At 60.3% G+C, this 23,238-nt stretch carries 12 protein-coding genes and 1 pseudogene; 2 read left to right on the top strand and 11 right to left on the bottom strand.

Going from position 1 to position 23,238, the window contains the following annotated elements:
* Positions 1-116: 116 nt before the first annotated feature.
* Positions 117-807, top strand: a pseudogene (locus ACM6I0_RS14550) (NYN domain-containing protein).
* Here ACM6I0_RS14550 and ACM6I0_RS14545 read toward each other — a convergent pair.
* From ACM6I0_RS14545 to ACM6I0_RS14495, 11 genes are all read right to left on the bottom strand, one after another.
* The gene (locus tag ACM6I0_RS14545; protein ID WP_414922646.1) at positions 788-2,344 is read right to left on the bottom strand and encodes an efflux transporter outer membrane subunit; all 1,557 of its coding nucleotides are present in this window, start codon (positions 2,342-2,344) and stop codon (positions 788-790) included. The pseudogene ACM6I0_RS14550 and the gene ACM6I0_RS14545 sit on opposite strands and share 20 nt — an antisense overlap.
* Positions 2,341-3,405, bottom strand: coding sequence for an HlyD family secretion protein (locus ACM6I0_RS14540; RefSeq protein ID WP_285433305.1), 1,065 nt, complete (start codon positions 3,403-3,405; stop codon positions 2,341-2,343). Before ACM6I0_RS14540 ends, ACM6I0_RS14545 begins: the two co-directional genes overlap by 4 nt.
* Positions 3,406-3,431: 26 nt before the next feature.
* Positions 3,432-4,967 carry an MFS transporter gene (locus tag ACM6I0_RS14535; protein ID WP_285433304.1) on the bottom strand — a complete coding sequence of 512 codons (1,536 nt, stop codon included), beginning with the start codon at positions 4,965-4,967 and terminating at the stop codon, positions 3,432-3,434.
* Positions 4,968-5,179: 212 nt separating this feature from the next.
* The gene (locus ACM6I0_RS14530) at positions 5,180-6,106 is read right to left on the bottom strand and encodes a LysR family transcriptional regulator (RefSeq protein ID WP_414922645.1); all 927 of its coding nucleotides are present in this window, start codon (positions 6,104-6,106) and stop codon (positions 5,180-5,182) included.
* Between the two features lie 202 nt (positions 6,107-6,308).
* Positions 6,309-7,175, bottom strand: a complete 867-nt coding sequence (locus ACM6I0_RS14525; protein WP_414922644.1) for an ABC transporter permease — start codon at positions 7,173-7,175, stop codon at positions 6,309-6,311.
* 20 nt (positions 7,176-7,195) lie between these two features.
* The gene (locus tag ACM6I0_RS14520) at positions 7,196-8,056 is read right to left on the bottom strand and encodes an ABC transporter ATP-binding protein (protein ID WP_285433301.1); all 861 of its coding nucleotides are present in this window, start codon (positions 8,054-8,056) and stop codon (positions 7,196-7,198) included.
* Positions 8,057-8,061: 5 nt separating this feature from the next.
* The gene (locus ACM6I0_RS14515; protein ID WP_414922643.1) at positions 8,062-9,087 is read right to left on the bottom strand and encodes an ABC transporter substrate-binding protein; all 1,026 of its coding nucleotides are present in this window, start codon (positions 9,085-9,087) and stop codon (positions 8,062-8,064) included.
* A gap of 18 nt (positions 9,088-9,105) precedes the next feature.
* A complete protein-coding gene (locus ACM6I0_RS14510) occupies positions 9,106-9,993 on the bottom strand; it encodes a TauD/TfdA dioxygenase family protein (protein ID WP_414922642.1) in 888 nt (295 codons plus the stop codon).
* 303 nt (positions 9,994-10,296) lie between these two features.
* Complete coding sequence (locus ACM6I0_RS14505) at positions 10,297-11,664, bottom strand: HlyD family type I secretion periplasmic adaptor subunit (protein ID WP_414922641.1); 1,368 nt, start codon at positions 11,662-11,664, stop codon at positions 10,297-10,299.
* On the bottom strand, positions 11,654-13,810 hold the full coding sequence (locus ACM6I0_RS14500) for a type I secretion system permease/ATPase (protein ID WP_285433297.1): 2,157 nt from the start codon (positions 13,808-13,810) through the stop codon (positions 11,654-11,656). Before ACM6I0_RS14500 ends, ACM6I0_RS14505 begins: the two co-directional genes overlap by 11 nt.
* A gap of 37 nt (positions 13,811-13,847) precedes the next feature.
* The gene (locus tag ACM6I0_RS14495) at positions 13,848-15,200 is read right to left on the bottom strand and encodes a TolC family outer membrane protein (RefSeq protein WP_414922640.1); all 1,353 of its coding nucleotides are present in this window, start codon (positions 15,198-15,200) and stop codon (positions 13,848-13,850) included.
* 359 nt (positions 15,201-15,559) lie between these two features.
* Here ACM6I0_RS14495 and ACM6I0_RS14490 point away from each other — a divergent pair.
* Positions 15,560-23,238 (top strand): retention module-containing protein (locus tag ACM6I0_RS14490; RefSeq protein ID WP_414922639.1); only part of this gene is annotated, 7,679 nt, incomplete at its 3' end.

The following is a 23,238-nucleotide window of genomic DNA, read 5'->3' as shown; positions in this document are numbered from 1 at the left end:
GCGAGCACGACTTAGGATTGCTCCAACTCAACCCCGTACGCAGAGATTCAGTTCTCTGGCAGTTGGGGTGAAAAAACCGGCCTAGGCCGGTTTTTTCGTTTTTGAGGATTAAGTTTGTGCGCACCGCTTTTTTTGTTGATGGCTACAACCTGTTTTACGGGTTGCTCGCGGGCACTCCCCATAAGTGGCTCAACCTCAAAGGCCTGCTGGCCCATGTCGCACATATCGAAAACCCGCAAAGCTCAATCATCTCCGTTGATTACTTCACTTCTTCCGTCAAACCGATACTCGCCACTCGGGGCAGAATCTCGAAAGAAGCTCAAGACTCGTATGTGCGAGCACTGAAAGCGACCGAAGTAGCAGTGCACTATGGCCGACATTCGCTCGAGCCGGCAAAAGCTCCGCGCTTCATAGACAGGAAAACAGGTGCTTCCCGTCAAGATAAGGTCGACATTTGGAAGCTTGAAGAGAAAGAAACGGATGTTCACATCGCGATCAGCATGTACCGCACCGCAACCAAGCAAGCCGCTCTAGACGTGCATGACCGTATTGAACAACTCGTACTGGTTTCCAGCGACACAGACATGACTCCAGCCCTTAAAGCTATTCGCGAAGATTTTCCTGACATAACTATCGGGGGTCATTCTTCCTCGTCGAGCTGAATTGAACTGTCCTTCGCCAGGCTCGCTAAAAGAACACTCCCATTGGATGCGTCGAGTCATCTCCACAGAAGAGTTGCAGTCACACCAATTCCCGGATCGCGTGCCTACCCGTAAAACGCCGGCTATCAAACCGGATTATTGGTAACGGCACTGGCCAACGGATACACCGACTCCCATCCCCCACCCAACGCTTTATACAAACCCACCATCGCCAGCGAAACCCCGGTCGAGCTCTCCACAAATTGTTCCTGAGTCGCCAGCAATGCGCCTTGAACAGTCAGCACGTTAACGAAGTCCACCACCCCTTCCACGTATTGCTGCTGCGCGGTGCGCAGGGCGATCCGATTCTGGCGCACGGCTTCGGCGAGGCTGTCGCGGCGCAGTTGGCTGGCGTTGTAGGCGGTCAGTTGATCATCTATTTCGTGCCACGCACGTAGTACGGTTTGCTGGTAGGCAATCGCGGCTTCCTGTTGCTGTGCCTCGCGCAAGTTCAGGACGCCGCGCAACCGTCCGCCATCGAACAGCGGCAGGCTCAATTGCGGGCCGATGCCAAACGAGCGCGAGCCCCAGGAACCAAAATCACTGAGCTGCATGGCTTGCGAACCGAGGTTGCCGGACAAGGTGATCCGTGGATAGAAATCGCCCTTGGCCACGCCGATGCTCGCGGTGGCGGCATGCAGGCGGGCTTCGGCCTGGCGGATGTCAGGGCGGCGTTGGGCCAATTGCGAGGGCAAACCGATGGCGACCTGACGCGGGATTTTCGGCACGGGGACGTCTGTGGATAACTCGGCGAACAGCGCTTGCGGTGGTTCACCCATCAACAGGCTGAGCGCGTTGATCAGTTGCGACTGACGCTGTTCAAGCGCAGGCAAACGCGATTCGATGGCGGCGACTTGGGCCGCCGCTTCGGCGACGTCCAGGTCGGTGGCTACGCCGTCAGCCAGACGCAGTTGCGACAGTTTCAAGCTGTGGCGAGCGACGTCGAGGTTCTGCTCGGTGACGGCACGTGTGCTTTGTACACCGCGCAATTGAATGTAGTCCTGAGCCGTTTCGGCGAGCACTGACAGCAGCACGCCGCGACGATCGTTTTCCGCGACTTCGAGGGTCGCATCGGCGGCTTCGGTTTCGCGACGGACACGACCCCAGAAATCCAGCTCCCAGGACGCGGAGAAGCCTGCATCCCACAGATTGAACGCCGAGTCGCCGTTGTGGCCGGACGGATCCATCAATCCTTCGCCGCTGTTGCGTTTACGTCCGTAGCTGCCCGTAGCGGCGGTGTTGGGGTAACGCGCGGCGGTCACCACCTGGCGCACGGCACGGCTTTGTTGCAGGCGGCTGCTGGCGAGTTTCAAGTCGAGGTTGTCGGTTAGCGCGCGCTGGGTCAGGGCTGAGAGTTTCGGGTCGTTGAAGACTTCCCACCAGCGTTCGTCCATTGTTTCGGCGGTGGCTTGGCTGGTAGCGGCTTTTGCTGGTTTCGACCATTCGGTGATTTGTTGCGCTTGAGGTTTCTGGAAGTCCGGGCCGACGGTGCAGGCTGAAAGGCTAAGGACCAGTAAGGCGCAAAAAGTGAGTTGAGGCCACCGGCCACTTCGCGGGCAAGCCTTCCCCCACATTGGAATGCGCTCAACTGTGAGAGCGGGCTTGCCCGCGAAGGCGTCAGTCCAATCAACAAATATCTTCATTGCTGAGCCACCTCACGCGAGGCGTTGCTTGCCGTATCAATCCTCGCCTCCACCGACATCCCCACCCGCAACCGCTCGGCCAACGCCTGGCCCGGTTCCAGCACTATCTTCACTGGAATCCGCTGCACCACCTTGGTGAAGTTGCCGGTGGCATTGTCCGGTTTCACCGAAGCGAACGTCACACCGGTGGCCGGGGCGATGCTCTCGACGCGACCGTTCAGGACTTCGCTGCCAAGGCTGTCGACACGCACTTGCACGCCCTGCCCCGGCTTCACATCAGTCAGTTGGGTTTCCTGAAAATTGGCCACCACGTAAGCCTGGGCCAGAGGCACCACCGCCAGAATTTTGCTGCCCGGCGTCACGTAAGCGCCGACCCGCACTGCGCGCTCGCCGACCATGCCGTCTTGCGGTGCAACGATGCGCGTGTAAGACAGCTCGTAGCTGGCCATTTCCAGCGCCGCTTGCGCCCGTTTCAGCCCACCTTCCGCGGCGTCGCGCTGAGCGGTAAGGATCTCCACTTGCTTGCGCTCCGCCGCCAGCACCGCTGTCACGTTAGCCAGCCGCGCAGTCGCCTGATCGATGCGCGTGCGCGCCTGCTGAGCGTTCTGCACCGTACCCGCACCCACGCCGGCCAGGTGGTTGTAGCGATTCAACTCGTGCGCGGCAAAGTCCATTTCTGCCTTGGCCGATACCATTGACGCCTGCGCTTGAGCAATCACCGACGTCTGGCGCTCAAGGGTGGCCCGTGCGTTTTGCAGTTGCGCCCTGGCCACCAGCGTTTCGGCGTCGGCGGCTTGGGCGGCGGCACGCAGATCCCGATCATCGATCAGCGCCAGCAACTGACCAGCCTTGACCTGCTGGTTGTCTTCCACCAGCACTTCCTTGATGAAACCCGCCACGCGAGGCACCACCAGGGTGAAGTCCGCCGAGACGAAGGCATCATTGGTGCTCTGTTGTGTGCGTTTGCCAAAAACCCCTGGCGCCAGCAGGTAAACCAGCACGCCGACCGCCACTGCCGCGGCGACGCCGACCGCCATTTTTTGCTTTGCTTGAGTCGTCATAAAAACCTTCTGTCTCAGTGAAACGTTCATGTCGGTGCGCGCGGCGGATACATCCGCGTCGGCAACCAGAAAATCAGCAGGACCAGCGTTGCTGCGATGCCCGTCATGCACAGATAAAGATCAGAAGCCGTCAGCACGACGGCTTGTTCATGCAGGCGGTGGGCAAGGCCCGCACTGCCACTGTCGGCCAGCGGCGAGTTACCGAGGTTGTCCACCAGCATCGTCGAATGGAAATGCAGGCGTGTGGTGGTCAACACCTCGATCAGCCCGGTGGCGACCACCGCTGAAAGGCCTTTCACGGTGTTGAACCAGGCCGAGGCGTAGGGGCCTTCCATTGGCGTGATGCTGCCGGTGGCAAGCATCAGCAGCGGCAGCACTGCCATTGGCTGACCGAAGATTTGCAGCCATTGCAGCACGTAGAAATCGTCACGAATCCACACCGACGTCAGGTGCGAACCACCGATGCAAGACAGCGCCAACAGGCTCAGACCGATCCCCAGGACCCAGCGGCAATCAACCCAGCGCAAGTTGCACAGCGCCGCCACCAACGGCAGCGCGATCAACTGTGGCAATGCCGCCAACAGCATGATCGGCGCGGTCTGAACCGGGCGATAACCCTGCACCTGCGCAAGGTAGCTCGATGGAATGATGATCACCGCCAGTAGCACCACCAGCACGCCGGCCAGGGTCAGCAAGGCGAACGACAGGTTGCGGATGCCGAGCATCTGCATCTTGAAAAACGGGATCGGCTGCGACCATTCGTTGATCAGGAACAGCACCAGCAGCAACACACCGCCGCCGAGCAATCCGCCGATCAGATCCGACTCGAACCAGTCCAGCCGATTGCCCTGCAGGATGCCGATCACCAGCATGCAAATCGCCGGAAAACCCAGGAGCAATCCGCGCCAGTTAAATTGCTTGAAACGCTCCAGACGCAGCGGATCCTGCGGCAAGCCGTAGGCGACCGCCGCCATGGCAATCAGACACGGCACGATGACTTGCCAGAAGGTCCACTGCCAGCCGACATACTCGGTCCACAAACCCGCCAACGGAGTGCCGAGACCTGGCCCGAAAGTGGCCGTCAGCGCATAACCCGCCAGACCGTAAAGCTTCACGTTGGCCGGTAAAAATCGCAGCGCGACAGTCATCAGCATCGGCGGCAGCGCGCCGCCGGCCAGGCCTTGCAACGTGCGCATGAGCAGCAGGCTTTCGTAGTTCGGCGCGAACGGGCACAACACGCCCAAAAGAGTGAAGGCGCTGATGGCGCAGAGGGTGAAGCGCCGCAACGAGAACGTCACCGCGCACCACGGAGCGAAGGCCATCGCGGCCACCGAGGTCGCCGTGTAGCAGGCGACCAGCCAGGTGCCTTCGTCGTAGCCGATGGCCAACGCGCCACGAATGTCGGCCAGCGCGACTTTGGTCACCATCTCGTTGAGGCCCGACACCAGCACCACCAGCAACACGCCCACCAGGCCGATGATGATTCGCGGACCGAAGACCGGCGGCGCGGCGGCGGCCGGACTGGCCACGGCGAGCGGTGCCGTGACCGTAAGGGAAGTCATTGCTGCAAGCTCCGGGGTATGAACACCGGGGCAGTTTAAGAAGTGTGAGACCTGACGAAAATTGACTTATTGGCAGCTTATAAGTGCGTTAGACGCAGTAATAAAGAACGTGTGGGAGCGGGCTTGCTCGCGAAAGCAGCGTATCAGTCGCTATTGATGTTGAATGTGATGGCCCCTTCGCGAGCAAGCCCGCTCCCACTGTAGGTCAGTGATCAGCTTGAGGTGGGTTGCGCGGCCAGCCACGTCTCGTCGCAACAGGTCTTGAGTGTTTCACGTAGCCAGCGATGGGCCGGATCATTGTCGTAACGCGGGTGCCAGGCCTGGGTCAGCATCAGAGTCGGCAAAGGTACAGGCAGGGTAAAGGAGCGCAGTTTCAAGCCCAGGCGTCGTACGCTCAATATGGCTTCCTGAGGAACCGGCAGGATCAGATCGGAATCGGGCAAGGCAAACATTGCCGCATGGAAACTCGGCGCAATCACCGCCACCCGCCGTTCCAGTCCCAAGGCATTGAGCGCCGTGTCGATTGGACCGCGAGCAATACCGCGGCGGGACATGCTGATATGGGAGAACCCGGCATAGCGTTCAGCCGTGATCTCTTGCGCAAACAAGGGGTGATCTTCACGCACCAAGCCGACAAAGTGCGTGGAAAACAAGTTCTGCACCTTCACTTCCGGCATGACCGGACGATTGTTGCTGACGCTTAAGTCGATTCGCCCCTCACGCAAGGCCTCGTCATCGCCATCGCCCTCGGGCACAAAGCGCAATTCGCATTGCGGGGCCTGGCGCTCCATCGTGTCGAACAACTTGCCCCCGTAAACACCCACGAAAAAATCGTTGGCCCGAATACTGAATCGGCGACGCAAACTGCCCAAGTCCACGTCATCAGCGGAGCGGAACAGTAGCGCGGCCTGCTCGACCAGATCGCGTACCTGCTCGCGCAACGCCAACGCCTTGGGCGTCGGCACCAGGCCACGACCGGCGCGCACCAGAATCGGATCGCCAATGGCCTCACGGATCCGCGTCAGGGTACGGCTCATCGCGGCCGGACTAAGGTTCATTCGCCGCGCCGCGCCGACCACGCTGCCCTCGTCGAGCAGAGCGTCGAGAGCGACCAGAAGATTCATGTCCGGGAGTTGCATTGTGAGCACTCGTGTCTGAGGTGAATTGACTCAGACGCAATGCTAGCAAACATTCTCCTGACTGATGGGGTGGCAGGTCTGGCCCCTTCGCGGGCAAGCCCGCTCCCACAGGTTTATGTGTTGAACACAAAGTCCGCATCCACTGGAGATCCCTGTGGGAGCGGGCTTGCCCGCGATGGGGCCAAACCAAACAACGCAGAGCTTAACGCTGCATCCCCCACCGCTTGACGGTCACCCGCTCCAGCGAATCAAACACCAGGTTCTCCACCAGCAACCCGATCAAGATCACCACCGCCAACCCGGCAAACACTTTGTCGGTGTACAGCTCATTGCGATTCTGAAAGATGTACCAGCCCAAACCGCCCTTGCCACTGGTGGCGCCGAACACCAGTTCAGCGGCAATCAGCGTGCGCCAGGCGAAGGCCCAGCCGATTTTCAACCCGGCGAGGATCGACGGCAGCGCCGCCGGAATCAGGATGAACAACACAAAGCGCATGCCCTTGAGACCGTAATTGCGCCCGGCCATACGCAAGGTTTCCGAGACCCCGAGAAATCCGGCATAGGTGTTCAATGCCAACGCCCAGAGCACCGAATGCACCAGCACGAAAATCAGGCTGTTCTGCCCCAGACCGAACCACAGCAGCGCCAACGGCAACAGTGCGATGGCCGGCAGCGGATTGAACATCGAGGTCAGGGTGCTCAGCAGGTCGCGCCCGAACTGCGTCGACACCGCCAGGGTGGTCAGGGCAAACGCCAGCACGATGCCGATCAGGTAACCCTTGAGCAGCACCACCAGGGAAATCCAGACCTTGCCCAGCAACTCACCGCTGAGCAAACCGTCATACAGCGCGCTGGCGGTTTGTAAAAAACTGGGCAGCAGCAGGTCGTTGTTCTGCACGCGGGCAACCACTTCCCACAGCACCACGAGCAAAATCAGGATCAGGCTTTTACGAATCCAGCCTTGCTGCCAGAGGCGCTGACCGAGCGGTAGTTCACGCTCCAGCGGCACGCTCGTAAGCGGTTGCAGAACGGTTTCAAATGCTTCACGCGGGGATGATAAATGGCTCATCGGGCACTCCTCTCAATGGCTCAATAAGCGATGCGGATGTCAGTGAAATCCAGCTCACGTTCGGCTTCCGGTGACTGGCCTTCATCGAACAACAACCGGTGAATGCGTCGCGCCGACTCCTGAAACGCCACGCCGCCAAGGCTATGCAGATCGTATTGATGGCTGTGGACTTCCGCCCGTACCCGCCCCGGATGTGGCGACAGCAACAGAATGCGATTGCCCACCACCAACGCTTCTTCGATGGAGTGAGTGACGAACAGCAGCGTGAAGCGCACTTCGTCCCAAAGCAGCAGCAACTCCTCCTGCATCTTGCGGCGAGTGAGCGCATCGAGAGCGGCGAAGGGTTCGTCCATCAAGAGGATTTTCGGTTGCATCGCCAACGCCCGGGCAATCGCCACACGCGCCTTCATGCCGCCGGACAAGGTGTGCGGATAAGCATCGGCAAACGCGGCCAGACCGACCTTGTCCAGGTAGTGCAGCGCCCGCTCCTCGGCCTCTTTGCGCTTGAGGGTTTTCGAGGCGAGCAGCGGAAACATCACATTCTGTTTGACGGTTTTCCATGGCGGCAGTTGATCGAACTCCTGGAACACCACGATCCGGTCCGGCCCCGGCGCATCGACGATTTGCCCTTGAAGGCGGATCTCGCCTTCGCAGGGCCGGATAAACCCGGCAACGGCCTTGAGCAACGTCGACTTGCCGCAACCTGACGGCCCCAGGAGCACAAAACGGTCCGCCGGATCGATTTCAAAACTGACTTGATGCGTCGCCCGAACCACTCGCTGCGGCGTGCGATATTCGAGGCTGACAGTGTCGACCGACAGCAGCGCCTGGGCGGTGTCGTTCGGCTTGCTGACCGTGTGGCCTTGCAAGGGGGCGTTCATGGCAATCAGCTCCCTTGCAGTGGTTTGGCGTCCTGGAAGAAGTAGTCCTTCCACGAGTCCGGTTTGTTTTTGATCGCGCCGACGCGGTAGAGGAATTCGGCCAACGGGTACGTGTTTTTCGGCGTGACGCTGAATTCGAATTGCGGGTTGTCGATGATTTTCAACAAGTCGGCGCGGTCGATTTTCGCCTTGGTGACACGGATGTAAGTGTCGGCTGCGGCGCCTTTGTCGTTCTGAGCGAACTCCGCGGCTTCAGTCAGTGCTTCGATGAAGGCTTTGTACGTTTTCGGATTTTCGTTGCGGAATTTCTCGGTGGCGAACAGCACGGTCGGCGAGTTCGGGCCGAGCACGTCATAGGAATTCAAGACCACGTGCACATTAGGATTGGCCAGTTCCTGATCCTGGAACGGCGGGTTGGAAAAGTGCCCGGACAACTCGGTGCCTCCGGCAACCAACGCGGCGGTGGCGTCCGGGTGCGGAATCGCGATGGTGTACTTGTCCAATCGATTGAATTCCTTGTCCCCCCACTGCTTGGCCGCCGCGTATTGCAAGAAGCGCGACTGCACCGAAACGCCCACCGCCGGCACCGCAATGCGGTCCTTTTCGGTGAAGTCAGCGATGGTTTTGACCTTGGGATTATTGCTCACCAGGTAGTACGGAAAGTTACCCAGGGAAGCCACGGCCTTGACGTTCTGCTTGCCGTGGGTGCGGTCCCAAATCGTCAGCAGCGGACCGACGCCGGCACCGGCGATATCAATGGAACCGGAGAGCAACGCATCGTTGACCGCTGCGCCACCGGACAACTGAGTCCAGTCGACTTTGATGTCGATGCCTTCCTGCTTGCCGTACTTTTCAATCAGGTTCTGATCGCGCACCACGTTGAGCAACAAATAGACAATACCGAACTGTTCGGCAATGCGGATTTCACCTTCGGCGTGGGCCACGGTCGGCGCCACCAGATTGCCGGCGATCAGGCTGAAACCCAAACCGATGGCAGCTGCCAGCGGTGCGAATGGAAGACGTTTGGACATGATCGATCTCCAACAGAATCAGAAAGGCGCGTCGCCCTGAATGGTGGTGCGATACAGCTTGCGGCGCAGATGGCTTGGGCATCCGGCGGCAAGGTGGATCAGCGAGCGGTTGTCCCAGAACACCAGGTCGTGGGCCTGCCATTGGTGGCGGTAGATGTTTTGCGGTAGCACGCTGTGGGCATAGAGCTCGTCGAGCAGCTGCTTGCTCTCGTCTTCCGGCAAACCGACGATGCGGGTGGTGAACCCCTCGCTGACGAACAACGCCTTGCGACCGTTTTCCGGGTGCGTACGGACGATGGGATGGATGACTTCGGCGACCTGAGCCAATTGCTCCGGCGTCAGCGTCGGACGCCAGTTGCCCTCGAATTTGGTCTCGCTGTAGCGCGCCGTGTACGAGTGCGCAGCCGAGCGACCTTCGACGGCTTTGCGCAGCGCTTCGGGCAGGCTGTCCCAGGCTTTGTGCATGTCGGCGAACAATGTGTCGCCGCCTTCGGATGGCAGCTCCTGGGCGTGCAGCATCGAGCCCAGGCTGGGCAATTCTTTATAGGAAAGGTCGGAGTGCCAGAACTTGCCGGCGTCACCGAGGCCGATCGATTGGCCGTTTTCGATGATGTTCGAAACGATGAGAATTTCTGGATGCCCGGCCAGCAGGAATTGCTTGAGCACGTGGATCTGCAACACGCCGAATCGGCGACTGAAGGCGATCTGCTGCTCGGGGGTAATGCGCTGGTCGCGGAACACCACGACGTGATGGTCAAGGTGCGCGCGGTGGATGCGGGCGAAGTCCTGATCGTTGATCGGTCGGGACAGATCGAGGCCGATGATTTCGGCACCGACGGCGCCGCTGAACGGACGGATGTCGAAAGTTTGTGGCGCGATTGCGGGTGACGCAGAGACGGCGGACATAAAAATCACTCCCACGCACGGCACGCTCAAGGGCGCGCGCGTCGATCAAGAAACTCACGGAGGTTCCGTGTTGGTTCGTGTCGTGCGGCGCGCCGATTGGTCGGCAGGTACGCAGGAGGCTGACTTTATAGGTATAAGAATTGAAATTTAAATACCGTTAGCGAATAACGATATGGCTTTTGGGTTGTGCCGCTCTTGAGGCCGCCATCGCGAGCAGGCTCGCTCCTACAGGGATTTTGTGATCGACACAGAACCCTGTGGGAGCGAGCCTGCTCGCGATGAGGCCGTCAGTGGCGTCGAGGATTACCGCTCGTGCAACGCCTCTGCCCGCGCCCGAATAATCGGTTTGAGCAAGTAGCTGAGAATAGTTTTCTTGCCCGTGATGATATCCACCGAAGCCACCATCCCCGGGATGATCAGCAACGGTTTCTCATCCGTCCCCAGGTGGCTGCGATCCGTGCGCAGCTTGATGATGTAGTACGTGGTCTTCTTGTCTTCATCGGTGATGGTGTCGGCACCGATCTGCTCCAGCTTGGCCTTGAGCCCGCCATAGATGGTGTAGTCGTACGCCGTGAATTTCACCGTCGCTTCTTGCCCTGGATGCAGGAACGCAATGTCCTGCGGGCGAATCTTCGCCTCCACCAGCAAGGTGTCGTCCAGCGGCACGATTTCCACCAGATCACTGCCCGGCTGAATCACGCCGCCGATAGTGTTCACCAGCAACTTGTTGACGATGCCGCGTACTGGTGAGGTGACCAACGTCCGGCTGACCCGGTCTTCCAGCGCTTTGCCGGTGGCCTGGGCCTTGTTCAGGTCCGTGCGTGCTTCGTTGAGTTGGGTCAGGGCCTCGCTGCGGAACTTGCCGCGCGTCTCGTCGATCTTGCGCTGCACTTCCTTGATCGCCGATTCGGCGCGAGGGATCGCCAGCGTCGTGGCGTCCAGCTGGCCACGGGTTTCGACCTCGGCACGCTTGAGCCGCAGCACTTCAACCGGCGACACCGCACCCTGGGCCACCAGCGGCTCGGACATGGCGATTTCCTGACGTTGCAACGCCAGTCCGTTGCGGTACTGCGACTGTTTGGAGGTAAATTCGCGCAGCTCTTGCTGACGCTGGATCAACTGCTCCTGCAGCCCACCGATTTCATCGTGCAATTGCTGGCGGCGGCTGATGTACAGCGACTCTTCGCTGGCAGCCTGACCAGGAACAGCCTTGAGCACATCGGCGGGGAAATTCAGCGGACGATCATCGACTTCGGCGCTCAAGCGCTCCACGCGCAGCAGCATCGACAGTCGATCGGCTTCGGTTTCGCCCACGTTGGAGGCGAAACGGGTGTCGTCCAGGCGAATCAACGGTGCGCCAGCTTCGACAATCTGCCCTTCGGTGACGAACAGTTCGGAGACGATCCCGCCTTCGAGGTTCTGGATTTTCTGGATCTTCGACGACGGAATCGCCTTGCCGTCGCCCTTGGTGACTTCGTCGATCACCGCGTAGTTGGCCCAGAGCAGCAGGAACACGAAGAAACCGATAATCGCCCAGATCGTCAGCCGCACCACGCGCGGGGCGTCTTCGATCAGCGCTTTATTGACCTCGGGCAGTGGCTGGCCATGCAGCGACTCGGAGCCTTTGAAGTAACGGCGAATGGAGTTCTTGACCCCGGACTTAAGCAACACTGATCTGCCCCTTTTTCAACGCTTCCATCACGGCGGCTTTCGGGCCATCGGCAAGAATTTGTCCACGGTCGATAACGATCAAGCGATCCACCAGCGACAACAGCGACGCCCGGTGCGTGACCAGCACCACGGTTTTGCTTTCGATGACGGCGGCGAGGCGTTGTTTGAGGCGCTCTTCACCGGTGTTATCCATGGCGCTGGTCGGCTCATCGAGGAGCAGGATCGGCGGGTTGAGCAACAACGCCCGGGCCAGGGCGACGTTCTGGCGCTGACCGCCGGAAAGGTTCTGCCCGCGCTCACCGACTTGCAGCTCATAGCCTTGCGGGTGCAGACGGGCGAACTCATGTACACCGGCCAGTTCGGCCGCTTGCAGGACCATTTCGTCTTCGACATAACGCGCACCTGACACCAGGTTGTCGCGCAGCGTGCCGGCCAGCAACTGGATGTCCTGCGCCACATAACCGATGTTGTAGCGCAATTCGCTGACGTCGATCTGACGAATATCGACGCCATCCACCAACAGTGCGCCGTCGTCCGGCTGATAGAGGCCCACCAGCAGTTTGGCCAGCGAACTTTTGCCCGAGCCGCTGCGACCGATGATGCCAATTTTCTCGCCAGGCTTGATGATCAGGTTGATGTTCTTCAGCGCCGCGTTTTGCTGATTCGGGTAGGTGAAGTTCATTTGCCGGCATTCGATGGCGCCTTGCAGCACCTTGCGGCTCAACGGACGCTCATCGAAATTGCGCTCTTGCGGCAACTCCATCATTTGATCGACCGAGGTCATGGTCACCCGCGCTTGCTGGTAGCGGGTCAACAGGCCGGACAACGAGGCCAACGGGCTGAGCGCGCGGCCACTGAGCATGTAACAGGCGATCAAACCGCCCATGCTCAGGTGCCCGTCGATGATCTGATACACGCCGAATACGATCATGATCACCCCGGCCAATTGCTGGATCAGCAAGGTGATGTTCATCGCCAGACCGGAGAGCATTTTCACCCGCAGTTCGAGGCGACTGAGGGTGCCGATGGTCTGTTCCCACTGATACTGACGTTCGCTTTCAGCGTTGTTGACCTTCACCGCATCAAGGCCGGCGAGGGTTTCGATCAGGCTCGACTGACGCTCGGCGCCCAGGGCCATGGTTCGTTCCATGGTCGCCACCAATGGCTTCTGCAAGGCATAACCAATCAGCAGCGCAATTGGGAACGCCAGCACCGGAATCCACACAAGGTGACCGCCGAGGATCGCGATGACCATAAAGATCAGCAGCGTAAACGGCAGGTCGATCAGGCTGGTCAGGGTCAGCGAGGCGAGGAAGTCGCGCAGGCTTTGAAACTCATGGATGTTCTGGGCAAAGCTGCCGACCCGGGCCGGTCGGTACTTCATGGCCATGCCGACAATACGCTCGAACAGCGTGGCCGAGATGATCAGGTCGGTTTTCTTGCCGGCCAGGTCCAGGCACAAGCTGCGCAGGCTTTTGAGGATCAGGTCGAACAGGTAGGCGCCCGTGATGCCGATGGCCAACACCCAGAGAGTCGATTCGGCCTGGTTCGGCACGACACGGTCGTAGACGTTCATCACAAACAGCGGCGCAGCCATGGCGATGATGTTGATCAGGAAACTGGCGGCAATGGCGTCGGCGTACAGCCAGCGCGAACGCTTGAGGGTGTCGCGGAACCACGAGCGCGCACGCGGGATCAGCGTGCCGTGATTGACGTCGAATTTGTGTTGGGGTTGAGCGAAGAACACCTTGCCGATGTAGTCGTCGGCCAACAGTTCGCGACTGACAACACTTTCACCGCCGTCGCTTTCGCTGAGCAACACGCGGGCCTGATCCTCACCTTGCCAACCGAGCAGGACGGCACTTCGACCGTCCTTGAGCAGCAGAAGCGCCGGCATGGCAATCGTTGGAATCTGCTCAAGCTTGCGCTGCAGCACCCGCCCTTGCAGACCGGCGCGGGCTGCCGCGCGGGGCAGCAGTTCCACGCTCAGGCGTTGCTTGGGTAATGGCAAGCCGGTGGTCAACATCGCGGCGCTGGCTGGCTTCTGATGCAACGTGCACAGGGCCAGCAAACCATCCAGTAACGGATCGTCGTGCAGCGCGCGTGGATCATGAATGAGTTGAACTCGACTGACTTCTGATTCCACGCTCGGCACTCTTGGCAAACAGTTGAATAAGGAAGACTCAATTCATCCCGGGTAGCTGGACCCTGGGCTTCACATCGTTCTGCACAACGGATGCCAACGGTGCGACCACTCCCTGGCTTTTGAGTAACTCGCCCATGGTCGCCTTGATTCGATATTGAGTAAATAACTGAATGTTTTTGATCTCCGCCAGGCGACGGGAAGCGGTGAACAGTTCGTTTTCACTGTCGAGCAAGTCGAGCAAAGTGCGTTCGCCCAGGCTGAACTGCCTCTGATACGCAGTGCGCACGCTGGTGCTGTGATCAACATATTGCTGGGCGATCGGCACTTGGGCGTTGGCATTGTTCAACGCATTCCAGGCCAGGCCCAACTCTTCATTTAATACGCGCAGGGCATTATTGCGGATATCCAGGGCCTGGTTTGACAGGTAGGACTTGGACTCCAGATCAGCCTTGTTGCTGCCACCGGCATACAGGTTGAAGCGCATGCGCAGCATGGCTTGCCATTCGTTGGTGTGACCGTTCTGACCGTCGAGATCGTTGTCGGCGGTGCGACCCAGTTCGGCATCGAAGCGCGGGTAGAAGGACGATTTGGCAGTGTCGTATTGTTTCTCGGCCGCGGCGATATCGGACTCGGCGGAACGCAGGATCGGGCTGTTTTCCAGCATCTGCGCGCGGGCTTCATTCAAGTTGGCCGGCAATAGCGCGAGGAAATCGGCAGGACGCTCCAGTTGATCGGGCATCTGGCCCACGGCACTGAGGAAGTTGGTCTCGGCGTCAGCCAGGTTGGTCTGCTCGGTGATCAAATTGTTGCGGGCCTGGGCCATGCGCGCTTCGGCCTGATCGAGGTCGGCACCGCTGCCCACGCCACGCTGGGTGCGTAACTTGATCTGGTCAAAAATCCGTTCGTGACTCTTCAAATTTTCAGTGGCCAGACGAACGAACTCGCGGCGGGTCAGGACATCGAGATAGACCTGAGCAACGGTCAACGCAGTGCGTTCCGAGGTGCCCAATAAAGAATAAGCCCGGGAGTTAACGGTGGCTTGTTGACGCCCCACTTCACTGGACGTCGCAAATCCGTCAAAAACCATTTGCGACAACCGCAAACTTGACTCGCCTCGGTTCAGCGTTTCCCAGTGATTATTATTGCCGGCAGCACGCGTATTGAGGTTGTCCGCGCCCTCGCGACCATAACCGCCCAGCAGATCGACCCGTGGCAGGTATCCACCTTTTGCTGCCTTTAATTGATAATCCGCCGCCAATCGACTGTTAACACCTGCCTGAATTTCGGGATGGACGTCCAACGCCTGTTGCATGGCCTCCGGAAGTGACTGCGCCTGAACAAAACCGGCGGTTATGGCAAAAGGTAAAGCCTTGAGCAGCTGCAAACGCATGGTTGGAATTTCCCGGAATTACTTGTCTTGAATCACTGCAGAACGTGCCGCTGCATCGGATGATTGTCATCGTAATGACCGTATGTCGGAAATGTTGAACTTGGAACTGAACTGCCTTCTGCGGGGCAGATAGCCACTTCAATATCAATGTGACATTACGGGGGCGAGTGTTTAGGATGAGAAGTGCAAGGTCAATACTTTGGCATATAGTTAATAGCGAAAAAGCATAGCCAAATGTTTGACGACCAATCGCGTCAACGTTACGCCTCGAATATTTTGAAAGTACGTCCAGACTGTTTTGGCGAGCGCGCCATCAGGTCTATGGAAGTCAACTGAACGTGACACCCGGAGAGTCTTCAATGAGCAGTGTTGTTGCCATCGTCAAAAGCATTGTTGGTCAGGTTTTCGCGGTGTCCCCAGAAGGCGTTCGTCGCGTTCTCGTTGAAGGCGACCGGTTGTTTGTCGGCGATCAGGTAGACACTGGCGCGGCAGGCGCCGTGACGCTCGAACTGGCTGACGGCCGAACCCTGGACCTGGGCCGCGACACTCAGTGGAGCGCGAGCAGTCCAGACTCCAGCACTGACCTGGCACAAGCCACAGCGCAAGCCGCACCCTCCGTTGAAGAATTGCAGCAAGCCATCGCGGCGGGCGCCGACCCGACTACTGACCTCGAAGCCACTGCAGCGGGCCCAGCGGCTGCCGGCACGGGCGGTGCAGCCGGTGGCGGCCACAGCTTTGTGATGCTGGATGCAACCGCTGGCCGGGTGGACCCGACCATTGGTTTCCCGACTGCGGGCCTCAACGCCGCGGCACAGGCGGCACAGAACACCACTGGCGGGCAAACGGCCAACGCCAACGCGGCGCGTGATTCGACCTTGAGTCTGAGCGCTACGCCAACCATCACCGAGGCTGGCGGCGTACTTGTCTACACCGCGACCCTGAGCCAGGCGCCGCTGACTGACCTGAGCATCACCCTGTCCAATGGCTCGGTGATCGTGATCCAGGCCGGCCAGTTGACCGGCACCGTCAACGTCCCGCTCGCGCCAAACGACACTGTTTATAACGACGCCACCCAAATCGACGTGACCGTCACCGGCACCACGGGCGGCAATGGCATCGTCGTGACTCCGCCGACGACTCCGGCCGTAACCCAGGTGACCGACACCGTCGATACCACCACGGTCACCCTGAGCGCAGGCGCCAGCGTTACCGAAGGCGGCCAGATTACTTACACCGCGACGTTGACCAACCCGGCGCAGACGCCGGTGACTGTCACCCTTTCCAACGGTTCGACTATTACCATTGAAGCCGGCAAAACCAGCGGCTCCGTGAACGTCGACACCCCGGCCAATGACGTTTATCAAAACGGCAGCACGATCAGCACTACGATCACCGGCGCTACCGGTGGCAACTTCGAGAATCTGGTGCCGAGCACTACGCCGGCGGTTACCACCTTCACCGACTCAAAGGATGACACGGGCCTGAGCCTGTCGGCGTCCGCCGAAGTGGCCGAGGGTGGTTCGATTGTTTACACCGCAAGCCTGACCAACGCGGCCGGCACGCCGGTCACTGTGACGCTGAGCAACGGCGCGGTGATCAACATCGCCGCTGGCGCCACCAGCGGCAGCGTGAGCGTCGCGGCACCGGCCGATGACGTCTACAAAGACGCTGGCAAAGTTGAAGCAACGATCAAGGATGCGAGCGGCGGCAACTTCGAGAACCTGGTCCCGAGCACTGTTCCGGCTGTGACCGACGTCACCGACACGATCAACAGCTCGACCGTCAGCCTGACCGCGACATCCTCGGTCGCCGAAGGCGGCACCGTGGTGTACACCGCGTCCGTCACTGCGCCGGTGACCGATTCGCCAGTCGTCGTGACCTTGTCCAACGGTCAGACCATCACCATCCCGGTCGGCGCCAGCAGTGGCAGCGTGAATTTCGTTGCGCCGAATGATGCTTTGGCCGGCGGCGGTTCGCTGAGCGTCAAAATCGACGACGCCAAGGGCGGTAACTACGAGAAGCTGGACGTCGATGGCAAGTCGGCGAATACCTCCGTCACCGACACCCAAGACACCACCACGGTCAGCCTGAGTGCCACGGATTCCGTCGCCGAAGGCGGTTCCATCGTCTACACCGCTAGCCTGACCAATGCGGCCGGCACGCCGGTCACTGTGACGTTGAGCAACGGCGCGGTGATCAACATCGCCGCTGGCGCAACGACGGGCTCCGTCACCGTCAAGGCCCCAGCCGATGACGTGTACAAAGACGCCGGCAAGGTCGAAGCGACCATCAAGGATGCCAGCGGCGGTAATTTCGAAAACCTGGTCCCAAGCGCTGTTCCGGCTGTGACCGACGTCACCGACACGATCAACAGCTCGACCGTCAGCCTGACCGCGACATCCTCGGTCGCCGAAGGCGGCACGGTGGTGTACACCGCGTCCGTCACCGCGCCGGTGACCGATTCACCAGTGGTGGTGACCCTGTCCAACGGACAGACCATCACCATTCCGGTTGGCGCCAGCAGTGGCAGCGTGAATTTCGTTGCACCGAACGATGCCCTCGCTGGCGGCAGTTCGCTGAGCGTCAAGATTGATGATGCGAAGGGTGGTAACTACGAGAAGCTGGACGTCGACGGCAAGTCGGCGAATACCTCGGTGACGGATTCTGCGGATACCACCACGGTCAGCCTGAGCGCGACCGATTCCGTGGCTGAAGGCGGTTCGATCGTCTACACCGCGAACCTGACCAACGCCGCCGGCACGCCGGTGACCGTGACGTTGAGCAACGGCGCCGTGATCAACATCGCCGCCGGCGCCACCACCGGCTCTGTGACCGTCAAAGCCCCGGCCGATGACGTCTATAAAGACGCCGGCAAGGTTGAAGCGACCATCAAGGATGCAAGCGGCGGCAACTTTGAAAACCTGGTCACCAGTCCGGCAGCAGCCGTGACCGACGTCACCGACACCCTCGACACCTCGACCGTCAAACTCACTGCCACCGAGAGTGCGGCCGAAGGCGGCGTCGTCACGTACACCGCCACCGTCGGTGCACCCGTAACCGGTTCGCCGGTGACCGTGTCCTTGGCCAACGGCCAGACCATCACCATCGACATCGGCAAAACCACCGGCTTCGTCACCACCCTGGCACCGAACGATGCGTTGACCGGTCACGCACCACTGACCAACTCGATCACCAACGTCAGCGGCGGCAACTACGAGAACCTGGTCGCCGACAAATCCCCGGTCAGCACTACCGTCACCGACACCCAAGACACCACCACCGTCAGCCTGAGCGCCACCGATTCCGTCGCCGAAGGCGGCTCCATCGTCTACACCGCGAACCTGACCAACGCCGCTGGCACGCCGGTCACTGTGACGCTGAGCAACGGCGCGGTGATCAACATCGCCGCCGGCGCCACCACCGGCTCCGTCACCGTTAAGGCGCCAGCCGATGACGTCTATAAAGACGCCGGCAAAGTCGAAGCAACGATCAAGGACGCCAGCGGCGGTAATTTCGAAAACCTGGTCACCAACCCAGCAGCGGCAGTGACCGATGTCACCGACACGATCAACACCTCGACCGTCAGCCTGACCGCGACATCCTCCGTCGCCGAAGGCGGCACCGTGGTGTACACCGCGTCCGTCACTGCGCCGGTCACCGATTCGCCAGTGGTCGTAACCCTGTCCAACGGCCAGACCATCACCATTCCGGTCGGCGCCAGCAGTGCCAGCGTGAATTTCGCTGCGCCTAACGATGCCCTCGCCGGCGGCGGTTCGCTGAGCGTGAAGATTGATGATGCGAAGGGCGGTAATTACGAGAAGCTGGACGTCGACGGCAAGTCGGCGAATACCTCCGTCACCGACACCCAAGACACCACCACGGTCAGCCTGAGCGCCACCGATTCCGTCGCCGAAGGCGGTTCTATCGTATACACCGCAAACCTGACCAACGCCGCCGGTACGCCAGTGACCGTGACGTTGAGCAACGGCGCGGTGATCAACATCGCCGCCGGCGCAACGACCGGCTCCGTCACCGTTAAGGCGCCAGCCGATGACGTCTATAAAGACGCCGGTAAAGTCGAAGCGACCATCAAGGACGCCACCGGCGGCAACTTTGAAAACCTGGTAAAAGACCCCGCCGCCGCTGTAACCAGCGTCACCGACACCCTCGACACCTCGACCGTCACCCTGACCGCCACCAGCAGCGTGGCCGAGGGCGGCATTGTGGTTTACACCGCCTCGGTGGGCGCACCCGTCACGGGTTCGCCGGTGATCGTGACCCTGGCCAACGGACAGGCCATCACTATCGACATTGGCAAAAGCAGCGGCACGGTCAATGCCGTTGTTTCCAACGACGTGCTCAGCGGGCATGCACCGCTGACCAACTCGATCACCAACGTCAGTGGCGGCAACTACGAAAATCTGGTCGCCGATAAAACACCGACCAGCACCAGCGTGACCGACACCGTCGACACCACCACCGTATCGCTGACCGCCACCGGCAACGTCAACGAGGGCGGCTCGATCATCTACACCGCGACCTTGAGCAACCCGGCCGGCACACCCGTCACCGTCACCTTGAGCAACGGCGCGACCATCACCATCGATGCCGGTAAAACCACCGGCACGGTCAAAGTCGATGCTCCGAAGGATGACGTCTACAAGGACGCTGGCAAAGTCGAAGTCACCATCAAAGATACGTCCGGCGGCAACTTCGAGAACCTGGTGAAAAATCCGGCGCCGGCCGTGACCAACGTGGCCGACACCAACGACACCACACACCTGACCCTCAGCGCTGACAAATCGGTACTTGAAGGCTCGCACATCACCTACACCGCGACCCTGACCAACGCCGCGCAGACGCCGGTAACCGTGAAGCTGAGCAATGGCGAGACCATTACCATTGCCGCCGGCAAGACCAGCGGTTCGGTGACCATCGCGGCGCCGAGCGACGATGTCTACAAGGACGCCGGCAAGCTCAGCGTGAAGATCACCGACGCCAGCGGTGGCAACTTCGAAAATCTCGACGTCAGCAAGACGTCAGTGACCACCGCCGTCAAAGACACCATCGACAGCACGTCCCTGTCCCTGTCGGCCAGCAACACCGTGAGCGAAGGTGGCCAGATTACCTACACCGCGACCCTGAGCAACCCGACGGACACGGCCATGACCGTGAAGCTGAGCAACGGCGCGATAATCAACATCGCCGCCGGCGCCTCCAGCGGTTCGGTCAACTTCGCCGCCCCGGCGAATACTCCCTACGTGGATGGCGGCAAAGTCCAGGCAACGATTGCCAGCCAGAGCGGCGGTAACTTCGAGAAAGTCGTCACCGATCATTCGCCAGCGGTCACCACTGTCACCGATTCGGCAGACACCACCGGCCTGAGCCTGAGCGCAACCGGTTCGGTCGCCGAGGGTGGTTCGATCGTCTATACCGCGACCCTGACCAATGCGGCCGGTAGCGCCATGACCGTGACGTTGAACAACGGCGCGGTGATCAACATCGCCAAAGGCGCCACCAGCGGTTCAGTGAACTACGCAGCGCCAGCCGATGACGTCTACAAAGATGCCGGCAAAGTCGAAGCCAGCATCACCAAAACCACCGGTGGCAACTTCGAGAGTCTGGTGGCCGACAAGACGCCAGCCGTCACCGATGTGACCGATACGATCAACAACAGCACCGTATCCCTGACCGCCACGGCCAGCACGGTCGAAGGCGGCGTGGTGGTTTACACCGCATCGGTCAACGCGCCCGTCACCGGTTCGCCGGTGCTCGTGACCCTGTCCAACGGACAGACAATCACCATCCCGGTCGGTGCAAGCAGCGGTCATGTGAACTTCATCGCACCGAATGACGCCTTGGCTGGCGGCGGCTCCTTGAGCGTGAAGATCGACGGCACCACTGGCGGCAACTACGAAAATCTGGTGGCGAATCAAACCCCGGCGGTCACTTCGGTGGCCGATGTGAAAGACACCACTACGGTCAGCCTGAGCGCCACCGACTCGGTCGCTGAAGGTGGTTCCATCGTCTACACCGCGAACCTGACCAATGCCGCCGGCACGCCAGTGACCGTGACGCTGAGCAACGGCGCGGTGATCAACATCGCCGCCGGCGCGACGACGGGCTCCGTAACCGTCAAGGCCCCGGCCGATGACGTGTACAAAGACGCCGGCAAAGTCGAAACGACCATCAAGGATGCGAGCGGCGGCAACTTCGAGAACCTGGTGAAAAACCCGGCTGCGGCGGTGACCAACGTCACCGACACCCTCGACACTTCGACCGTCAAACTCACTGCCACCGGCAGCGCGGCCGAAGGTGGCGTCGTCACTTACACCGCCACCGTGGGTGCACCTGTAACCGGTTCGCCAGTGACCGTGTCCTTGGCCAACGGCCAGACCATCACCATCGACATCGGCAAAACCACCGGTTTCGTCACCACCCTGGCACCAAACGATGCGTTGACCGGTCATGCACCACTGACCAACTCAATCACCAACGTCAGCGGCGGTAACTACGAGAATCTGGTCGCCGACAAATCCCCGGTCAGCACCACCGTGACCGACACTACCGACACCACCACGGTCAGCCTGAGTGCGACCGGCTCCGTCGCCGAAGGCGGTTCCATCGTCTACACCGCCAGCCTGACCAACGCCGCCGGCACACCGGTCACCGTGACGTTGAGCAACGGCGCGGTAATCAACATCGCCGCTGGGGCAACGACGGGCTCCGTAACCGTCAAAGCACCAGCCGACGACGTCTACAAAGACGCCGGCAAAGTCGAAGCGACCATCAAGGATGCCAGCGGTGGCAACTTCGAAAACCTGGTCACGAATCCGGCAGCGGCAGTGACTGATGTTACCGACACCATCAACACCTCGACTGTCAGCCTGACGGCAACGTCCTCGACCGCCGAAGGCGGCAACGTGGTGTACACCGCCTCCGTCACCGCGCCGGTGACTGGCAAGGATGTAATTGTCACGCTGGCCAATGGCGAAAAAATCACCATTGCAGTCGGTGAAAGCACCGCCTCGATCACGGTCAAAGCACCGAACGATGCCTTGGTCGGCCACGAGCCGTTGACCAACGCCATCAAGGAAGTAACCGGCGGCAACTTCGAGAACCTGGTCGCCGACAAGACCCCGACCTCAACCGCCATCAGCGACACCCCGGACACCACCAAAGTGACCATGACTGCCAGCGACTATGTGGTCGAAGGCGGCACCATCACTTACACCGTCAACCTCAGCAATGCCGCCGGCACTGACATGACGGTCAAACTGAGCAACGGCGAAAGCGTCGTGATCAAGGCCGGCGACAAGTCAGGTTCAATCACCATCCCGGCACCGGCCGATGACGTCTACAAGGACGGCAGCAAGATCACCGTTGGCATCGCCAGCACTGACGGCGGCAACTTCGAAAAACTCGACGTCAGCAACACAACGCACACCACTACTGTCAACGACACCGTAGATACCACCACCCTGAAGCTCAGTGCCGATGTGAGCACTGTCGGCGAAGGAGGTCAGATCACCTACACCGCCACGTTGAGCCATCCGGCCGACACAGCGATGACCGTTACCCTGAACAACGGCCTGGTGATCAACATCAAGGCCGGCGAGTCCAGCGGTTCGGCGCCATACACCGTGCCCAATGATGTCTACACCGGTGCCTCGCCGGTCAGGGCAGCGATAGCGGACAGCACTGGCGGCAACTTCGAAAAACTCGACACGGACCGCTCGGCTGTCGTTACCAAAGTGACCGACACCGCCGACACCACCACGGTCAGCCTGAGCGCGACCGATTCCGTCGCCGAAGGCGGTTCCATCGTCTACACCGCGAACCTGACCAATGCAGCCGGCACGCCAGTGACCGTGACGTTGAGCAATGGCGCGGTGATCAACATCGCCGCCGGCGCAACGACGGGCTCCGTAACCGTCAAAGCCCCAGCCGACGACGTCTACAAAGACGCCGGTAAAGTCGAAACGACCATCAAGGAAGCCCGCGGTGGCAATTTCGAAAACCTGGTGAAAGACCCGGC

The sequence above is a fragment of the Pseudomonas sp. IT-P294 genome (assembly GCF_949767865.1).
GTDB lineage: Bacteria > Pseudomonadota > Gammaproteobacteria > Pseudomonadales > Pseudomonadaceae > Aquipseudomonas.
The sequence above is the reverse complement of the archived record's forward strand: the minus strand, read 5'-3'. Positions and strand labels throughout refer to the sequence as shown.